At 74.8% G+C, this 17,687-nt stretch carries 13 protein-coding genes; 8 read left to right on the forward strand and 5 right to left on the reverse strand.

The features are described from left to right. Nucleotides 1–4 precede the first annotated feature (4 nt). From WME96_RS23625 to WME96_RS23640, 4 genes are all read left to right on the forward strand, one after another. Nucleotides 5–343 (forward strand): cytochrome C oxidase subunit IV family protein, encoded by a 339-nt coding sequence (locus WME96_RS23625; protein WP_437283844.1) that lies wholly within the window; start codon nt 5–7, stop codon nt 341–343. Between the two features lie 239 nt (nt 344–582). Beyond that, nucleotides 583–1,290, forward strand: a complete 708-nt coding sequence (locus tag WME96_RS23630; RefSeq protein WP_437283845.1) for a hypothetical protein — start codon at nt 583–585, stop codon at nt 1,288–1,290. A gap of 117 nt (nt 1,291–1,407) precedes the next feature. Further along, nucleotides 1,408–2,352 (forward strand): hypothetical protein, encoded by a 945-nt coding sequence (locus WME96_RS23635; protein WP_437283846.1) that lies wholly within the window; start codon nt 1,408–1,410, stop codon nt 2,350–2,352. A gap of 64 nt (nt 2,353–2,416) precedes the next feature. Then, nucleotides 2,417–3,211, forward strand: a complete 795-nt coding sequence (locus WME96_RS23640) for a ferritin-like domain-containing protein (RefSeq protein ID WP_437283847.1) — start codon at nt 2,417–2,419, stop codon at nt 3,209–3,211. A gap of 21 nt (nt 3,212–3,232) precedes the next feature. On the opposite strand, the gene WME96_RS23645 is transcribed toward WME96_RS23640, so the two are convergent. The 3 genes from WME96_RS23645 to WME96_RS23655 all read right to left on the reverse strand — a co-directional run bounded on the left by WME96_RS23645 (nt 3,233) and on the right by WME96_RS23655 (nt 5,537). Next, a complete protein-coding gene (locus WME96_RS23645) occupies nt 3,233–4,240 on the reverse strand; it encodes a Rieske 2Fe-2S domain-containing protein (protein ID WP_437283848.1) in 1,008 nt (335 codons plus the stop codon). Nucleotides 4,241–4,327: 87 nt separating this feature from the next. Further along, a complete protein-coding gene (locus tag WME96_RS23650; RefSeq protein ID WP_437283849.1) occupies nt 4,328–4,936 on the reverse strand; it encodes a TetR family transcriptional regulator in 609 nt (202 codons plus the stop codon). Nucleotides 4,937–5,027: 91 nt separating this feature from the next. Continuing rightward, nucleotides 5,028–5,537: a GNAT family N-acetyltransferase gene (locus WME96_RS23655; RefSeq protein WP_437283850.1), complete on the reverse strand. Its 510-nt coding sequence runs from the start codon at nt 5,535–5,537 to the stop codon at nt 5,028–5,030. 526 nt (nt 5,538–6,063) lie between these two features. Between WME96_RS23655 and WME96_RS23660 the strand changes: the two genes are divergently transcribed. Both WME96_RS23660 and WME96_RS23665 read left to right on the forward strand, forming a co-directional pair. Beyond that, a complete protein-coding gene (locus WME96_RS23660; RefSeq protein WP_061615524.1) occupies nt 6,064–6,657 on the forward strand; it encodes a hypothetical protein in 594 nt (197 codons plus the stop codon). Nucleotides 6,658–7,151: 494 nt separating this feature from the next. Next, nucleotides 7,152–8,423, forward strand: coding sequence for a hypothetical protein (locus WME96_RS23665; RefSeq protein ID WP_437283851.1), 1,272 nt, complete (start codon nt 7,152–7,154; stop codon nt 8,421–8,423). Nucleotides 8,424–8,439: 16 nt separating this feature from the next. Here WME96_RS23665 and WME96_RS23670 read toward each other — a convergent pair whose 3' ends face one another. Continuing rightward, the gene (locus WME96_RS23670; protein WP_437283852.1) at nt 8,440–9,930 is read right to left on the reverse strand and encodes an FAD-dependent oxidoreductase; all 1,491 of its coding nucleotides are present in this window, start codon (nt 9,928–9,930) and stop codon (nt 8,440–8,442) included. Between the two features lie 240 nt (nt 9,931–10,170). On the opposite strand from WME96_RS23670, the gene WME96_RS23675 reads away from it, so the two are divergent. Next, the gene (locus tag WME96_RS23675) at nt 10,171–11,877 is read left to right on the forward strand and encodes a protein kinase domain-containing protein (RefSeq protein ID WP_437283853.1); all 1,707 of its coding nucleotides are present in this window, start codon (nt 10,171–10,173) and stop codon (nt 11,875–11,877) included. 228 nt (nt 11,878–12,105) lie between these two features. Next, complete coding sequence (locus WME96_RS23680) at nt 12,106–17,178, forward strand: translocation/assembly module TamB domain-containing protein (protein WP_437283854.1); 5,073 nt, start codon at nt 12,106–12,108, stop codon at nt 17,176–17,178. On the opposite strand, the gene WME96_RS23685 is transcribed toward WME96_RS23680, so the two are convergent. Next, nucleotides 17,172–17,672 (reverse strand): hypothetical protein, encoded by a 501-nt coding sequence (locus WME96_RS23685; RefSeq protein ID WP_437283855.1) that lies wholly within the window; start codon nt 17,670–17,672, stop codon nt 17,172–17,174. The two genes, WME96_RS23680 and WME96_RS23685, sit on opposite strands and share 7 nt — an antisense overlap. Nucleotides 17,673–17,687: the final 15 nt, after the last annotated feature.

Here is a 17,687-nt window from a genome sequence, read left to right on the forward strand (position 1 = left end):
ACCCATGACCGTCAAGCACCTCTCCTCGCGGACCTACGTGATCGTCTGGCTCGCCCTGATGGCGCTCACGCTGGCCTCGTACCTCCTCTCGCTCGCCCACCTCGGCCGGGGCGACGTCGTCGCGGCGCTGCTCATCGCCACGGTGAAGACGGTGCTCGTGCTGCTCTTCTTCATGCACCTCATCGAGCAGCGCTTCGCGAACGCGCTCCCCATGATCGTGTCGGCGCTCCTCCTCGGCCTCCTGCTCACGCTGATGATCAGCGACGTCACGACGCGCGAGACGGTCTCGCGCGCGCCGATCCCGCCGGCCCCGCCGCCCGAAGCCGCGGCCGCGCCCCGCTGATCCGCCCGTCGCGTGATCGCCCCGCCGGCGCGGGCGCGGGCGCGGCTCAGGTCGCCCAGGGCGATGGCGGAATCGCCGTGTCAGAGGGCGCATGACGCCGATCTCACCGCATCGGGCGCCGCTCACCTGGGCTGTCCACCGCCCCGGTTCGGTCCTACAAACACGTGCTCTCGGCGCTGCGCGACGGCCATGCGGAATGGTGCTGGCGTCGGGGGCATTGCACGTTCGCAGGAGCGACCATGAAGACGTGGATTGGACGGGCCGCGGTCTCGTGCGGTCTCGCCGCGGCGGGGTGCACCGCCGGCCCGACGGGCGAGCCGTGGATCGCGGAGGGAGACGGCTCTCTGGCGCTGGACTGGGCGGCGTCCGCGCCGGCGGCGCTCCGCGGCGCGCCCGGGAGCGACGGCCCGGGCGCGCCGTGCTCGGCAGAGGTCCTCTTCGCGGAGGATTTCTCGGACAACGCGGCCCGATGGAGCCTCGCGCCCGGCTGGGAGATCGGCCCGGCGCGCGCGTCCGGCGGCCAGCGCGCGGGGTTCCCGGATCCGGCGAGCGATCACACGAGGGCCGGCGACAACGGCATCGCGGGCGTGCTCCTCGGCGGCGGCCCGAGCATCACCGCGCCGCACCCGCAGCGCTACCTGACGAGCCCCGCGGTCGACGCGGCGGTGCGCGGGCGGGTCACGCTGTCGTTCTGGCGCTGGCTGAACACGAGCTACCGCAACAAGGCCCGGGTCGAGGTCTTCGACGGATCGCGCTGGAGGATCGTCTACGAGTCTCCGCTCGACGATGTCACCGAGTCCGCCTGGAGGGACGTCACGTACGATCTCACGCCGTACAGGAACCCGGATCTACGGGTGCGGTTCGGCTACAGCGCCGTCATCGCCTTTGGCGGCGCGCCCATGTCGGGCTGGAACATCGACGACGTGCGGATCAGCGCGTGCCGGTAGCGGCGTCGCTGCCGTCGACCGTCGTGGCACCTTGCTTGCTCGACGTGGCCCTCGAAGGGTGCAAGCACGAGCCTTGCGCCACGTTGTGCCACAGAAAGGGTGTAGCAGGTCATGACGATGCAGAAGAAGCGCAAGGTGCTCCGGGCCCCCTTCCTCGTGACGGTCGCCGCGGCGGCCTCGTTTGCAGGCGCCGTGGCGCTGCCGGGGTGCGACCCCACCGTGGACGACGGCTGTCCCGAGGGGATGGCCTGTAACCCGCCGCCGGCGGTGTGCCCCGACGAGATGCCGGCTCCCGGATCGCCCTGCGACGAGCGCGACGCGTGGTGCAGCTACATCGACGGTTGCGATAACCCCATCGACTACGCGTGTGTGGACTGGGCGTGGCGCGTGGAGCGCGAGATCTCCTGCAACCCGCCGCCCCCGCCGCCGGCGTGCCCAGAAGCGATGCCGAAGCGCGGGTCGAGCTGCGACGCGGACGACCTGTCCTGCAGCTACATCGATGGTTGCGACAACCCCATCGGCTACAGGTGCGCGGAGGGGGCGTGGCGCGTGGAGAGCGAGATTTCCTGCAACCCGCCGCCGCCGGCGTGCCCCGAGTCGTTGCCGACGACCGGCAGCGCGTGCGAGCTGCTCGGGGAGAGCTGCTCCTATGCCGGCCCCCCCGATTGCCCCGAGCCGACCGTGGTGACCTGCGGCGCCGACGGCACGTGGTCCGTGACGATCGCGGTCTCCTGCAACCCACCGCCCCCACCGCCCCCGCCGCCCCCGGGGGACTGTCTCACGGCCGCCACCGGGGACGAATGCGCGAGCCTGGGGCCAGCATGTCAGTGGCTTGTGCCAGGCTGCGCCGAGGGCACGGGAACCCCGGCGCTCGCCGCGGTGGGCTGCTTCCCGAGCCTGCCGTGCGGCGAGGTCGACGCGGCGTGTCCGGCCGGGACGCGCTGTCAGGAGGTCGTCGTCAACCCCTGCGTTGCCGCGTCTCCAGACGGCGCGACCTGCAGCGCCTGCGGGCTGACCAAGAGCGTCTGCCTGCCGCCCTCCGCGGCGACCGCCACGGAGTGACCGCGGCCGGAGCGCTCCCGTCGCCCGTCTTGCCGCCCAGGGACCCAGCGCATAGCGTGACCCCATGACGGACGCCCCCGACGCAGAGCAGGACGGCGAGGCGGAGCGGGACGGCGCCGCGGACGCCGACGACGCGCCGCGGGCCCCGCTCCCTCCCGCCAGCGACGCGGTGCGCGGCGAGTGGGGGCGGCGCATCGAGGCCGAGTACCGCTCGGCGGCGATCACGCAGCACCTCACGCTCTGGCTCATCCAGATGGGCGCGTCGCCGGATCTCATCGACGACGGCCTGCGCATCGTCAAGGACGAGCTCGCGCACGCGCGCCTCAGCCATCGCGTCCACGTCCTCGCGGGCGGCGGGGCCCTGGCGCCGCTCCGCCGCGAGACGCTGGGGCTCAAGGGCAAGGAAGACGAGCCGCTCGAGCTGGCCGTCGCGCGGGCGGGCGTCGAGATCTTCTGCCTCGGGGAGACGGTCGCTGTCCCGCTCTTCAAGGTGCTCCGCGAGGGGTGCATCGTCCCTGCCGCGCGCCGGGCGCTCGACCGCATCCTGCGCGACGAGGTGCGGCACCGCGACTTCGGCTGGACGCTGCTCCGCTACCTGCTCGAGCTGCCGTGCGCGCCCGCCGTGCGCCTGCTCGTCGAGCGCGAGCTCCCCGCCATGTTCGCCCGGATGCGCAAGAGCTACATGCCCGCCGGCGGCGCCCGTCGCGCGGCGATCTCCGACGACGACCGCGCCTGGGGCCTCATGCCGGTCGCCCGTTACGGCGAGATCCTCGAGCGCGCCGTGGAGCGGGACTACGTGCCCCGCTTCGCCGAGCACGGCGTCGACGCGCGCGCCGCGTGGCGCCGGTCGGCGGCCTGACCCAGGCGGGCGCGGGCGCCGCTACGACATCACCCGGATGACCCGCCGCTCTGGCAGGCTCGCGCGCCGCTGCTCCCACTCGCCGCGCGCGGCCCACGCGACGATGCGGCGCAGGAGCAGCGTGGGCGCGTCCGCCTCGACGTGGTGCTCGCGGAAGGCACCCTGATCCGCGGCGGCCCGCTCGGCGCTCTCCAGGAGGATCCGGTCCTGCCGGAGGATCGCCGGCTCTTCCCGGCGGAAGCGCGCGCGCGGCCCGAACGGCATCGCCCGCGCGATGAGCCACTCCATGCGGCACCGATCGGGGGCGGTCGGCACGAAGTGCAGGACGATCCGGCGCGACGGCCCGCCCAGCGAGCGGACCTCGACGCGGTCGGGGAGCTTGAACGAGAGCAGCGTCTGCGCCGCTCGCCGCCCGGGCGCGCCGCCGTCCTCGCGGACCGGCCCGCGCAGCGTCATCCCGTCCGGCGTCGTCCGCATCTCCAGGAGCTGCTCGCGCAGGCCGCGGACCAGCGCGATGTAGAACTGCCCGTGCGTCCACGGGTGCGCGAACACCGGATGACACCAGTCGAGGTTATTCTCCAGCCCCTTGAGCGCCGCGCACCCGAGCTCCACCGAGCCCTGGTCCCAGCGGTGCGCCGCGAAGCCATCTATCGATGGCGGGGGCGGCGGCGCGCCCCCGCCGTCGCCGCCGAGCCAGGCCCACACGTACCCGTCCTGCTCCACGCAGGGGAACGCCGGGACACCGCACCTCTCCGGGATGCGCCTGCCCGGGGCGAGCGACGGGATATGCACGCAGTCGCCGCCGCCGCCGAACCGCCAGCCGTGGTATCCGCACGCGATCTCCCCGCCGGTCACGCGCCCGAGCGACAGCTTGACGCCGCGGTGGCAGCAGCGATCGGCGAGCGCGCGGGGGCGGCGGCCGTCGCCGCGGAACACGACGAGATCCTGATCGAGGATCCGGACCGCGCGCGGCGCTGCCCCGAGCTGCGACGACGCGCAGGCAACATACCAGTACTGCCTGAGGAACATGGCTTCACCTCCCGCAAACATTCACGAATGTATGTAAAAGGACATGCGTATCGACAGCGGACAACGAGGCGCGCGAGAGCGGCTGTCTCAGCGCCGGAGCCCGCGGACGAACGTCGCGACCATGCGGCGCACGGCGGCCCTGGAATCCAGCATCCTCGGGTCCATGAGGTGCAGCGCGGTCGCGCCGTTCACGAGGCTGACGGCCGCGAGCGCCGCGGCCTTCGGGTCGGTGGCCCGGTCGATCTCGCCGGCCGCGATCCCCTTGCGGACGAGGTCGGCGACCCTGTCGACGAGGCGGCGCTGGCTCGCGATCTTCTGCTGGAACCCGGGCTCGAGCTCGGGCGTGAGCTCGGTCTTGAACAGCGTTATCGAGAGGACCGCGCGGTACTCCGCGTCTTCCTCCAGGTATTCGAGCGACCGCGTGAGCAGGCGCTCGATCGACTCGAGCGGCGAGTACCGCGGGGAAAGCGCCTCGGCGAGGACCTCGCTCGCCTTCGCGAAGCGCTCGCCCACGAGCGCCGCGTAGAGCTCCGCCTTGCCCTTGAAGTGCCAGTAGACCGCGCCCCGCGTCAGCCCGGCCTCGGCGGCGACGTCCTGGAGCGTCGCCGCCGAGTACCCCTTGCGGCTGAAGACGAGCAGCGCCGCGTCGAGGATCTGCTCGCGGGTCGCCGCCGCCTCCTCCTTCGTCCGTCGCACGCCAGGAATATACATTCGCGGATGTATGTATGCAACCCCGGCCGCCGGGGCGCCGCCGCCGGGCGGTGGCCTGGCGGGGCGCGGCAGCAGATCAGGCCGCGAAGACGCCGAACTCGGGGCTGTAGGTCGCGACGCCTCGGGCGTCCTTCAGCGCGCCCGGGGCGAGCTCCATCGCCATGAACTCCTCGTCCGCCGCGTACTCGTTGCCCAGGCCGAACAGACTGGCCTTCTTGAACCCGAACCGGGCGTAGTACTCCGGTGCTCCGAGGACGACGGCGAAGGCGCAGCCAGCGCCCCTGCACGCCTCGATGCCCTCGCGCGCCAGCGCGGCTCCGACGCCGCGGCCCTGGAAGGCAGGCGAGACCGCGAGCGGCGCGAGGCCGAGCCCTCGGCCGGTCGGGCCGGGGCCGGCGATCGCCACCGGGCTGAACAGGACATGTCCGACGATGGCGCCGTCGACCTCCGCGACGAGCGAGACCACCGCGCGCCCCGCGGCCCGCAGCCTGTCGACGAGCACGGCCTCCATCGCCGAGGGGAACGCCGCGAGGTGGACAGCGCGGATCCCTGCCTCGTCGCCCGCGCGCTCAGACCTGATGTTCATCACCCACGCTCCTCTCGCCCGCCGCGCCGCCGCCGTGCCTCCGCCGCGCCCCCGTCACCCCGCGCTGCCGTCGCCCGGCGCCGTCCCGCGCGCGCGGTCGGCGTCAAGCGCTGTCGAGCCCCAGGCTGTGACAGACCACGTCCGACCGCGTCGACGCATCGAGTCGCCCTGCCAATCCCTGTTATCCACAGGATACCCCCGGACAACAGTCGGTATCTGTCGATCCTCATCGCGGCGCGCCTCCTCTCTTCAGGGTCCGACAGAGCCTACAGGAACCCGGCGCGGACCGGTGCGAAGAGCTCTTCCGACCCATGCAACTATTTGATATTGCACAACTTTTCACGCGCAACGCCCCGGCCGTCCGCCCCTGACAGGTTGGGACAATGTCCGTCCGATCGATCCCTTTCCGGACGGGTCCAAGATGGCTATCCATGGTAGACATCAAGAACGCGGCGCGACGGCGTGTCTCTCGCACGACGCTTGTAAATGGCGCGCCTGAACGCTTCGTTTTGGAGGAGACTTCTTCATGGAAAAGATCTCGCTCACGTACTTTGTCGACTTCGTTCTCAAGGCCGGGACGCCGAAGCTGACCGGCGTCAGGGAGTTCAAGGAGCGGAAGGACGAGCTCCACACGGACTTTTACAGGCAGGTGCGCGAGGCGATCGTCGACATGCACAGGAGCGGAAAGCCCATCAGCGTGCTCGACGGCTTCCTGGCCGCCCAGCACGACGAGCGGCGCCGCCGGATTTACCCGTCGGTGGTGAACGGATACCGCAAGTTCCTCGCCTCGGCGAAGATGACGTGGTTCGAGCCGCCGGCGTCGACGTACCGCCTCGGTGATCTCGAGATCAACGTCAACCCGGAGCTCGGGCTCGTCATCGACGGGACGCCCCACGTGATCAAGATGTATTTCCGCGGGGAGCCCCTCTCGTCGAAGCGCGTCTCGGTCGTGCTGAACCTGCTGATGAACGGCCTCGCGGAGAGCACGCCGGGCGGCGCCTTCGCGGTGCTCGACGTGCGGAACGCCAAGATTCACACCTTCAAGGTCCCGAACCCGCGGCTCAACCTGCTGCTCCGCGGCGAGGCGGCCTCGTTCGCGACCATCTACACCGGGCTGTGATCCTCGGCCGCCCGGCGAGGCGACGGCGCGGGCATCGCACCACGTCATCGCCCGGCGTCCACCGGAGACACGGCGCCCACCGCGATACCGGCGTTTCGGCGACGCGCGCCCTCCGCCGCTCATCCCGGCGGAGGGCGCGCGTCGCTCCGCTCGCGCCGAGCCCAGCGCGAGGGCGCCGCGCGCCGGTCGGACGCGAGAGGAGAGAGGGCGGCGCTCCGCGCGCGGGTTGGCGGCGCGCGCGGCGATGACAGGCGGTGACGACAGCGGCGGGGGCGCGCGGCGACGGCGCGCAATTCGCGCCGCGCGGCACACAGACAATCAAGCTGTAGGAGATCTGCGCCGCTGGCCACATTGCAGCACGCGCAAGCAGAGCGAAAATGACCGAGCTAGAGAAAGAGAACTACGATCAACCGGTTCGTTTCAGTTATCCTCGATCTGCCATGGACCGTCGCGCGCAGATCACCGCAACCCCGCTTCATGTACCCAGCATTCTTGTGGTCCTTGATCCGGCGTGGCCGGCGCTCTTCAGCCTGTGCCTCACGGTGGCGCCGGGCTGCGGGGTGCTCCTGCACCGCTGCGACGCGGCGACCGCAGCGACGATCGCCGCCGAGCGGCGGCCGCTCGCGATCATCCTCTCCAACGGCGTCTACGCGACGGATCCGGCCGAGTTCGAGGCGCTCGCCCGGGACGTCCGCTCGACGCTGGTGCGGCTCGACGAGGAGGTCTGCGAGCGCGAGCTCGAGGCGATGCTGAAAGGCGCGCTGCGCGACACGCGCGAGATGAGCGCGCAGCGCGAGCGCGACGCGGGGCGGCGCGACGAGGGGCGGCGCGACGAGGGCAGCGGGCGTTACACGCTGATCGGCGCGCAGCGCAGCGAGACCGTCGGCGCCAAGGGGGCCGCGGGCGTGGATCCGCGCGCGGCGCAGCGGCAGGGCCCGGGCGCCGATCCGCGGCTCGCGCACCGGCGCGGCGACGCGGCGGCGAGCGAGAGCACCATGCCGCCGCCCTCGTCGCGCGCCGGCTCCCCGCCCTCGGTCCGGACGCCCCTGACGAGCCACACGCTCACCCCCGTGCCTCCGTCCAGCGCGCCGCCGTCGTTCCGTGCCCCGCCGTCGGTGCGCACCGCGCAGCCGAGCCCGTACGCCCCGCCAGGCGTGCCCCGCTCGGTGCCGCCGCCCTCCACGCGCGCGCTCCCGGGCCTCCCGTCGGTGCAGCCGACCGCCAGCGCCCCCCTCTCGACCCCGCCCCCCTCGGTGCGCGGCGCGCCGGCGCGCGGGATCCTGTCGAGCCCGCCTCCTTCGATGCGCGCGCACCCGAGCGCGCCGCCGCCGCCGTCGTCGCGCTTGCCGCCGCCGCCGTCGTCGCGCTTGCCGGGCGGCACGCCGGCCTCGTCGCGCGCGCTCCCGGCGCCGCCGGCGCCGTCGCACCGGCCGACGCCGATGCCGCCGTCGAGCTCGCAGGCCGGGCCGCCTTCCTCCACGCGCCTGCCGAGCCCGCCGTCCCTGCGCTCGATGTCGAACGCGCCCACCTCGGTGCGTTCCGTCCCGCCCGGCGCGCCCTCGGGCGCCGAGGGGCCGACCTCGATCAGGACCATGGCGCCGCTGTCGGCGCGCCTGGCCCCGCCCTCGTCGGTGCGCCCCGAGCTGTCCCCGCGCTCGGGCGTGCGGGAGCGGGGCAGCGAGGAGCTCGACGCCGTGTTCGAGGATCAGAACCTCCCGTTCGACGCGCTCGCGCGCGCCAGCCGCGGCTCCTCGACCCCGCGCTGAGCGCCCTCGAGAGCGCCTAGCCGCGGGGGCGCGTGACCCAGGACACGGTGGAAGCGGCGGCTCGCCCGAGCAGCGCGCCGGCGATGTCGCGCAGCGCCGGGGGCGCGGGCGCGCCGAGATCGCGGCCCAGATCGACGAGGATGCGATCGACGCACTCCATCGCGCTCGCGGCCGCGAGCTCCATCCCCGCGCCGCGGCCGCCGGCGGCGCGCCCCGCGAGGTAGAGCCCCCGGACCGGCGTGTGCACCGCGGGGCGCGCGCGGCCGACCTGGCCCGGCGTCTGCGCCGTCCCCGCCGCGGGCGCGTCCCCCGCAGCGCCGGCGTCCCCGCGCCGGTCGTCGGGCGAGCCGTCGACGAAGATCGCGTCGGAGAGCAGACCGGGCGCCGCGCCGTCGAGCGCGCGCAGGAGCCCGTCGACGGACGCGGCGGGAGCGCCGCCGCGCGCGCCGGACACGGCGACCGCGCAGAGCAGCTCATGCCCGGGCGGCGCGAGCGACGGGTCGAAGCGCGTCGGCACGAGGCAGTAGAACGGCAGCGACGGCGCGCCGCCGCCCGCGAGGCCGGCGAGCGCGCCCGCCGCGACGCGCCGCCTGCGCAGCGCGATCTTCACCTGGATCTGCCCCGGCTGCGGCGTGAGCGCGCGGGCGCGCGCCACGTACGCCTCCGGGAAGTGCGGCTCGCCCACGAGGCCCGAGACGGTGGGCAGCAGGCCGGCGGTGCTCACCACGATGCGCGCGGGCAGCGCCGTCCCGTCCTCGAGCTCCACGCCGCGCACGCGCCGATCGCGCACCACCACGCGGCGCACGGCCGCGCCCGTCAACACGGCGGCGCCGAGCTCCCGGGCCAGGCGGCAGAAGACGTCGGGTACCCGCGCCGCGCCGCCCTCGGGGTAGCGCTGCTGGCCGGCGCGGGCGAGCCGGCGCCAGGCGAGGAGCGCCTCGCCCGCCGAGGCCTCGGCGCCGGGCAGCAGCAGCGGCAACGCCAGCAGCCCGCCGAGCCGGGCGGCGGCCGCGGCGCGCGGGAGAAAGCGGGCCGCGTACGCCTCGGCCGTGATCTCGTCGCACGCGGCCAGGTCCACGTCGCGCATCGCCGTCGCGTGGGCGAGCAGGCGCGCGGCGCGCGCGGCCTCCAGGGCCGTGAGCTCGAGGCCGCGCGCGAGCTCCCGGGCGGACCCGGCCAGCCGCCGGAGCTCGGCCTGGACGACGACGCGGCCCGCGCCCGCCAGGCAGAGCGCGGCGGGCTCGCTGCTCTGACGGAAGGTGATCGCGTCGCCCTGGCCGACGCGACGGAGCACGTCGCCGAGGGGGCCGTCCTCGCCGCGGCAGAGCATGTGCGTGTCTGTATCGACACGGAAGCCGTCCCGCTCGTACGCCGCAGCCGAGCCGCCCAGCCGGCGCTCCTTCTCCACGAGGACGGTCGGGATGCCGGCGCGCGCCAGGAGCAGCGCCGCGGCGGCGCCGCCGACGCCCGAGCCGATCACCACCGCGCGCAAGGGGACCTCGTCCATGACGTCCCCACAACATAACGCGGCGAGCTCCGCAGGCGTCGCGCGACGTCGCCCATCGTATGCGCAACGTGCGCAACGTGCGCAACGTCGCGCAAGCCCGCGTCGACGATCCGCGAGACGGCGCGCGTCGCGCGCCACGTGAACCACCGCCGCTCGAACAAAGCGCCGCGCCGCGCGCCGAGCGTTGACCCTCCAGAGCGGCCCCCCGTAGAGTGTAACCTTGCAGCCGACGTGCCCGCCATGAAGACCTGCCCGCAGTGCCACCAGCGTTATCCGGCCGACAGCGCCTTCTGCTTCATCGACGGCTCGTCGCTCGTCTCCGAGAAGGACCCCCGCATCGGGATGTCGATCGCGGGCCGCTACGTCATCGAGCAGGGGCTCGGGATCGGCGGGATGGCCACGGTCTACCGGGCGTACAACAAGCTGATCGGCACGCCGTGCGCCATCAAGATCCTGAACCGGGAGTTCGCGCAGGACACGACCACGCGCGAGCGCTTCCGGCGCGAGGCGCGGCACGCGCAGCGGCTCGCGCACCCGAACATCATCGAGATCTTCGATCAGGGCGACACCGACGACGGGCTGCCCTTCCTCGTGATGGAGCTGCTCCAGGGGACGAGCCTCGCCGACGTGGTGGAGCGCAGCCGGGTGCCGCTCGCGCGGGCGCTGCCCATCTGGGTGCAGATGGCGCGCGCCCTCGGCCGCGCGCACGACTTCGACGTCGTGCACCGCGATCTCAAGCCCGAGAACGTGTTCCTGCTGAAGGGCGACTGGGTGAAGCTCCTCGACTTCGGCATCGCCCGGTGCGCGCAGGACGCGCGGCTCACGAACCTCGGCGAGATCTTCGGCACGCCGCAGTACATGGCGCCCGAGCGCAGCACGACCATCGACGCGGGCCCCCCGGCCGACCTCTACTCGCTCGGGGTCATCATGTTCGAGATGGTCACGCAGCGGCTGCCGTTCGACGCGCCCGATCCGGCGAGCTGGATCCTGAAGCACATGAACGAGCAGCCCCCGCGCCTCCGGGAGCTCGCCCCGGAGATGCCGGAGGCGCTCGACCGGCTGGTCAGCGCCCTCATGGCGAAGGAGCCCTCGGACCGCCCCGTGGACGCGTACCGCGTGCTCGCGGAGCTCGAGGAGATCGCGGCCGAGAGCCGGATCGCGCTCCCGCCGCCGCCGGAGGCGATGCCGCGCGACTCGGCGGTGCGGTCGAGGGGCGCGGGGCGCGACCCCTGGGTCAGCCGGCTCGATCTGTTCGAGCGCATGACCGCCCGCGCGTTCGGCCCGGCGGCGCCGGCGGACATCCAGCGGCAGCTCGAGGGGCTGCGCGGCCTCGTGCGCGAGCACGCCGAGCTCCGGTCCAGGGCGCTCGACGAGCAGCGGCGCCTGGAGGGCGTCGCCGAGGAGTGGCGCGACGGCCGCCTGCAGATCGGGCGGGCGATGGATGCGCTCACGGTGGACGCCTCGCTCACGCGCGAGGAGGCCCGCTCCTTCCGCGCCCGGGTGGCGCCGCTCACCGCGGCGACGCAGGCGTTCATCCCCGCGGTGCTGACCGCGCACAAGGAGGCCGTGCGCTGGGAGGGCCGGAGCGGGTTCGCCGAGCCCTACCTCGAGCTCGCCGCCAGCTACCGGAAGCTCGCCGAGCTGGTCGAGGGCTGGTACGCGTCGCGCAAGGCGGATTACGAGGCGGAGAGCGAGGCGATCGCCCGCGAGCACGAGGTGGCCGAGGTGGACGCGCAGATCAAGAAGCTGCGCGAGCGGCTCGAGGAGCTCGACCGGCAGCTCGAGGCGCGGCGGCGGGAGTCCCAGGAGCGCATCGCCGAGATGGGGCGCAGGGCGGACCAGCTCGACGCGGAGCTGCTCCACCTGGCCAGCCGCTTCTGCGCGCCGCTCCGGTCGAAGCCGGAGCTCGGCACGCTGTTCGTGGAGCTGGAGCGGCTCGCCGGCTGAGCGGGCGGCGCCGGCGAGAGGCGTGCGTCCCCGGCGCGCACGCCGCCGGGCGGGGCGCGGGCGTCCCGGCGCGCACGCCGCCGGGCGGGGCGCGGGCGTCCCGGCGCGCACGCCGCTGGGCGCGGCGCGGGCGTCCCGGCGCGCGCCGCGGGGCCCCGGGCGCAACCCGCCGTCCTGCGTGGCGCGGCAGCAAGGTCGCCGCGGCCCGCGCGTACTAAGCTAGCTGCCGTGACGCCCGCCCCCGCACCAGAGCCGCGGCCCGCCCGAGCGCCGCGCGCGCCTGGACGCATGCGCCGCGCCGCGTCGGCAGCGGCGGCGGCGATCGGGCTCACGCTGACGTTCGCCGGCGCCACGGCCGTGGGCGTCGCGCTCCACCTCGACATGCCGGCCGCGCGCCGGGTCGCCCGCGACGCAACGAACCGGCTGCTCGGCTCCCTCTTCGAGGGGAAGATCGTCGCCGACGAGATCGACGCGCTCGGCCTCGACGGCGTGCGGATCCGCGCCGCGGTCGCGCTCGATCCGCAGGGGAACAAGGTGATCTACGCGCGCGGCATCGAGGCGCGGGCAGACGTGCTCCCGATGCTCCGGAGCGCGCTCTTCGGGAAGGGCGCGCTGCGCATCGAGGTCCCGTACATCCGGGTCGAGCAGGCCGACGTGCTGGTGCAGAGCAGCGGCGCGGGGGGCGTCACCCTCGGCGACACGTTCGCGCCGCTGCCGCCGACCCGCCCCCCCTCGGCCGCGCCCGAGGCGCCGCCGCGCGACGTCGTCATCGCCCTGTCGCGCATCGAGATCGGCCGCGGCTGGGTCCACGGGCAGCTCGCGCCGCCCCGCGCGCTGGACGCCGACGTCAGCCGGCTCGTCGGGTCGGTGCACGTCGGCCCGGAGGGCGTCGCGCTCGACATCGACCAGACCGGCCTCGTCGATCGCGCGTTCCTGCCCGCCACGACGGCGGGCACCGCGAACTACCACCTCCGCGCGGGCGACAAGGTCCGGATGTGGAGCAGCTTCGCCGGCCGGCTCGCCGACGTCGAGATCACCGCGCGGGCGGTGCTCGACGAGGAGCACCTCGAGGCGCACGCGAGCGTCCCGCGCGCCACGCCGGAGCAGCTCCGGAGCCTGCTCCCGGATCACCCCCTCACCGAGCCGGTCTCCGCGCGCGTGGCCGTGAACGGATATCTCCCGCAGCTCGACGTCGTGGCCTCGGTCTCGGCGGACCCTGCCGACCCCGCGGGGGGCAACGTCGCGGTCACGGGGCGGCTCGACGTGACGGGCCCCGTCCGGCTCGACGCCCACGCGCAGGCGCGCGACGTCGATCTGCGGCTCTTCGGCGTGCAGCTCTCCGCGTCAGGCGTCTCGCCGGCGCAGGCGGGCACGGCGCCGGCGCAGAGCGGCGCTGCCCCGGCTCGAACCGGGGCCTCCCCCACGCGAGCCGGCGTCGCGCCAGCTCGAAGAGGCCCGCCACCTGCCCGGACCGGCGCCGCGCCGGCGCGAACGGGCGCCGCGCCGGCGCGAACGGGCGCGGCCGGCGCGAGCACCGCGCCGGCGAGCGACGGGGACCCGGCGCCGTTGATCACCGCCGAGGGTCGGGTGCGCGTCGAGCTCGGCGACGAGCTCCGGCTCGCCGTCGAAGCGCGGACCGAGCCCACCGCGTTGCTCGGCGAGCGCGTGCCGGCGGCGGACGTCCACCTCGTCCTCGATCGCGGCGAGCTCCACGCGCGCGCGCACCTCCACGAGCCGGGCGCGCCGATCGACGCCGAGATCTCGCTCCTGCCGGGCGGCCAGGGCGTCCGCTTCGCGGCGACGGCCGACGTCCCGGCGATCGCCGCCGCGCCGCGCCTCGCCGGGGCCGTCGACGGCGGCGGCCGCGTGAGCGTCGAGGGCACCCTGCGCGACGGCGCGCTCGACGCGCGGTTCGAGGGCGCGCTCGCCGGGGTCCGCGTCGGCCCTGACGTCGGCCTCGCCCGCGCGCGTGTCGCCGGGCGGGTCTCCGGGCCGCTCGACGCGCTCGCGCTCGACGCCTCGCTCTCCGGCCAGGAGGCGCTCGCCGGCGGCCACACGTACGACGAGGTCACCGCGCGGATCTCCGGCCCCCTCGCCTCGCCGCGGCTCAGCGCGACGGTGACCGACGGCGACGACGCCCTGAGCGCCTCGGCCCGGCTGAGCTCCGCCACCGGCGCGCTCCGCGACGTCGACCTCCAGCTCCGGCGCGAGGGCGCCGAGGTCGCGGGGAAGATGACGGCGATCACCCCCTCGGCCGGCGGGGTCGCCGTCGAGGGGCTCGAGCTCACCTCCGCGCAGCTCGGCTCGGTGAGGGGGCGGCTCGCGGTGCGGGGCGACGACGTCACCGGGAACCTCCGGGGCGAGGGCATCGACCTCGGCCGCATCGCGCGCCTGCTCGGTATCCCGCTCCGCGTGCGCGGCCGCGCCAAGGTCGACGTCGCGCTCGAGCACGATCGCGCGGCGGGCCGCTCGGGCCACGTGCGGCTCGAGCTCGCGGGGGGCGAGGTCGCGTTCCTGTCCGGCGTCTCGGCGGAGCTCGCGGCGACCTTCGAGCGCGACCAGCTCAAGGCCGAGGCGCTCGTGCGCATCGACGGCAAGGCGCCGGCGGCCGCAGGGCAGCCGTGGGAGGGCGCCGCGCCGCGTTGCGCCGGCCGCCTCGCGAGCGTGCGCGTCTCCGGCGCGGAGGGCACGCTGAAGGGGCCGCTCCTGCGCGCCGATACGTGGGCCGCCCTCGTCGGCGAAGCCGAGGTCGCGGCCGACGACTGGGACCTCGGGTGCCTCGCGCAGCTCATGCCGATCGGGCACATTGTGAGCGAGGTACGCGGCAAGCTCACGACGCGCTTCCGGGTGTCGCGCGCGGCCGGCGAGCCGTTCCCGTCGCTCCACGACGTGCTCGTGCGCACGCAGGGCCTCGCGCTCGCCGGGCCGCACCGCCTGGGCGCCGAGCGCCCGGCCTGGGAGTCGCGCTTCATCGACGGCCACATCAGGGGCTCGCTGAGTGGCGCGACCGGCAGGGCGGAGGCCGCGATGACCTTGTACGACGGCGGCATCCTCGCCGACGCGTCCGGCGCGATCGACCTCGACCTCGCCGCGCTCGCAGGGCCGCCCGCGGGCCGGTGGGCGTCGCTCCTGCGCGCGCCCATCACCGCGAACGTCTCCATCCCGCGGCGCTCCCTGGACGATCTCACCACCCTGCCCTCGTTCGTGCGCGAGGCGCTCCCGCCGCTCGGCGGCGAGCTGCGGATCGACGCCTACGCGAGCGGCACCGTCGCGCGCCCGGTCGTGACGGCGCGCACGCTCGTCTGGGGCTTCATGGTCGCGCCGAAGGACGCCCCGAGGGTGACGGATCTGCTGTTCCCCACCGACCTCGACGCGTGGGTCACGTACGACAGCGAGCAGGCCACGCTCGACGCGCACGTCACGCGCGGCGCGCGCGAGATCGCGGCGGTGCGCGGCCAGCTGATCGCGCCCCTCGACCGCCTGCTCGCGACCCCCTCCCCGCGCGCGCTGAGGGGCGCGCGCCCGCCCCCGGCGTGGACCGGCGCCCTCAGCGCGACCCTGCGCGACGTGCCGCTCGGCGAGATCCCGCTGCTCGGCGACAGCGGCATCGACGGGCACGTCAGCGGCGAGATCGAGATGCGCGGCCTCAACATCGCGCCGAAGCTCACGGCGCACCTCACGCTGCCGGACCTCTCGCTCGGGGGCGACCTCGCCTTCACGCGCGGCGTGCTCTCGATGCGGATCGATCCCAGGCCCGGCGGCGAGCGCGGGGACCTCCGCGTCACCGAGCTCGCGCTCGAGGGCCCGAGCGGCGGCAAGCTCCGCGCGAACGCTTACGCCAGCGTCCGCTTCCGCGACGGGCTCATCCCGGTCCCCGACGGCGAGCGCACGGATCTCGCCCTCTCCGCCGAGCGCTTCCGGCTCGCGGCGCTGCAGCCCCTCGTGGGCCAGCTCGTGAGCAAGATCGACGGCATCCTGGACGGCGACCTCCGCGTCGAGCTCGCCGGCGCCGAGGGGGGCAGCCTGCGCGCCCAGCTCGAGATCAGCGAGGGCGTCGTGCACATCCCGGAGTTCGGCCAGGACCTGCGCGACGTGGCCGCCCGCATCACGGCCGACGACGGCGTCGTCCGGATCGAGGGCTTCCGCGCGGCGGGCATGACCGGGCTGGCGCAGGGCTGGGCGCTGTTCCGGCTCGACGGGCTCGCGCTGCGCGACGGCGCAGGGGCGCTGACCATCGCCGAGGGCCAGGCGCTGCCGCTGACGCTCGAGGGCGTGCCGCTCGGCACGGCCTCGGGGGCGCTGTCGTTCATCGCGGAGAAGAAGCCCGGCGAGCTCGCGCTGTACGCCACGATCCCCACGCTCCGCGTGACGCTGCCGGCGACGAGCAGCCGGAACGTGCAGCCGCTCGACGACAACCCCGACATCTCCGTCCGCCAGCCGCTCGGGCCGGAGAAGCAGAAGCGCGCGGCAGACGCGCTCCGCTACGCGATGACGTTCTACGTGGACGACGCGCAGGTCACGGGCGCGGGGCTGAGGCTCCGCGTGACGAGCGACAACGACTCGCCGCCCCGGGTGGTGCTGGCCGAGGACGCGGAGGTGTCGGGGAACATCGTGCTCCAGCGCGGCGAGCTCGAGATCTACGGCAAGGTGTTCGAGATCGTGCGCGGGCACGTGCGCCTGCGCGAGGAGGAGCCGTCGAACCCGCACCTCAACGTCATGGCGCACTGGGACGCGCCCGACGGCACGCGCATCTACGCCACCTACAACGGCACGCTCCGGCCCATCACGAACGAGAAGCTCCGCTTCACCTCGAACCCGCCGAGCTCGCAGCAGGACATCCTCGCGCGGCTCCTGTTCGGCGCCGACTTCTCCGAGGGGGCGCAGGCGGCGGGCGCCGAGACGCCCGCCTGGCAGGCCGCGGGCAGCGTCGCCGCGTCGGTGGGCGGCGAGCTCGCGGCCGCCCAGTTCAACGCCCTGCTGAGCGGCATCGCGCCGCTGCGCGGGCTGTCGACGCGGTTCGGGACGACCTCGGAGGGCTCGCTGCGGACGAGCCTCGTCTACCGGCTGAACGACGAGATCACGGCGCTGGCCACCTTCCAGGAGGGCGCGGTCCAGGGCAGCACCACGCAGAGCGCCGGCGGGCCGACCCCCGGCGGCACGGCGAACGAGCGCGGCACGCGGACCGAGGTCACCGTCGACTGGCGCATCGACAAGCACTGGACGCTCCGCGGCACCGTGGGCGTCGACGAGCGCCAGGCGACCTCGGGCGTGCTCGATCTGCTCTGGCAGTACCGCTACTGAGCGGCGGCGGCCCGCGGCGGCAGCCGGACCTCACGCCCGCCGACGCGGAGGGTGGGCGGCTCGGCCTCGACGAGCAGCGGGGCGAGCTGCGACTGCGCGTGGCGCGTGAAGCGCGCCTCCAGGGCGCCGCCCCGGGCCCGAGCGTACACGACGCCGTCGTCGCCGACGGAGAGCGTCGCCGGATCGAGCGGCTCCTCGGTCCCGTCGAACAGGACCAGCGTCACGCCGCCGTCGTCGATCCGGAGCGCGTCGACGAAGAGCGGGGCGGCCTCGACCTGGAAGTAGCACCAGTCGTAGCCGTTCGTGAGGATCGGACGGCCGTCGTCCGGGTGCCGCGCGATCCACGACCGGAGCCCGCGCTCGAGCGCCGGATGGTCGACGCGGGCGCCGTCGTGCCAGAAGCGGCCCTCGCGATCGAGCCGGATCGAGCTCTCGCGCGAGGTCCCGGGGGGCGGCGCGAACCGGAAGAAATCAGGATGGTCGCCGGGCTTCATGGGTCACCTCGCAGG

The sequence above is a fragment of the Sorangium sp. So ce406 genome (assembly GCF_051474675.1).
GTDB lineage: Bacteria > Myxococcota_A > Polyangia > Polyangiales > Polyangiaceae > Sorangium > Sorangium cellulosum_G.

What these genes read in the sequence shown, in the direction of transcription:
- WME96_RS23625 (WP_437283844.1), top strand. Translation starts at nt 5, where the DNA reads ATGACCGTCAAGCACCTCTCCTCGCGGACCTACGTGATCGTCTGGCTC.
- WME96_RS23630 (WP_437283845.1), top strand. Translation starts at nt 583, where the DNA reads ATGAAGACGTGGATTGGACGGGCCGCGGTCTCGTGCGGTCTCGCCGCG.
- WME96_RS23635 (WP_437283846.1), top strand. Translation starts at nt 1,408, where the DNA reads ATGCAGAAGAAGCGCAAGGTGCTCCGGGCCCCCTTCCTCGTGACGGTC.
- WME96_RS23640 (WP_437283847.1), top strand. Translation starts at nt 2,417, where the DNA reads ATGACGGACGCCCCCGACGCAGAGCAGGACGGCGAGGCGGAGCGGGAC.
- WME96_RS23645 (WP_437283848.1), bottom strand. Translation starts at nt 4,240, where the DNA reads ATGTTCCTCAGGCAGTACTGGTATGTTGCCTGCGCGTCGTCGCAGCTC.
- WME96_RS23655 (WP_437283850.1), bottom strand. Translation starts at nt 5,537, where the DNA reads ATGAACATCAGGTCTGAGCGCGCGGGCGACGAGGCAGGGATCCGCGCT.
- WME96_RS23660 (WP_061615524.1), top strand. Translation starts at nt 6,064, where the DNA reads ATGGAAAAGATCTCGCTCACGTACTTTGTCGACTTCGTTCTCAAGGCC.
- WME96_RS23670 (WP_437283852.1), bottom strand. Translation starts at nt 9,930, where the DNA reads ATGGACGAGGTCCCCTTGCGCGCGGTGGTGATCGGCTCGGGCGTCGGC.
- WME96_RS23675 (WP_437283853.1), top strand. Translation starts at nt 10,171, where the DNA reads ATGAAGACCTGCCCGCAGTGCCACCAGCGTTATCCGGCCGACAGCGCC.
- WME96_RS23685 (WP_437283855.1), bottom strand. Translation starts at nt 17,672, where the DNA reads ATGAAGCCCGGCGACCATCCTGATTTCTTCCGGTTCGCGCCGCCCCCC.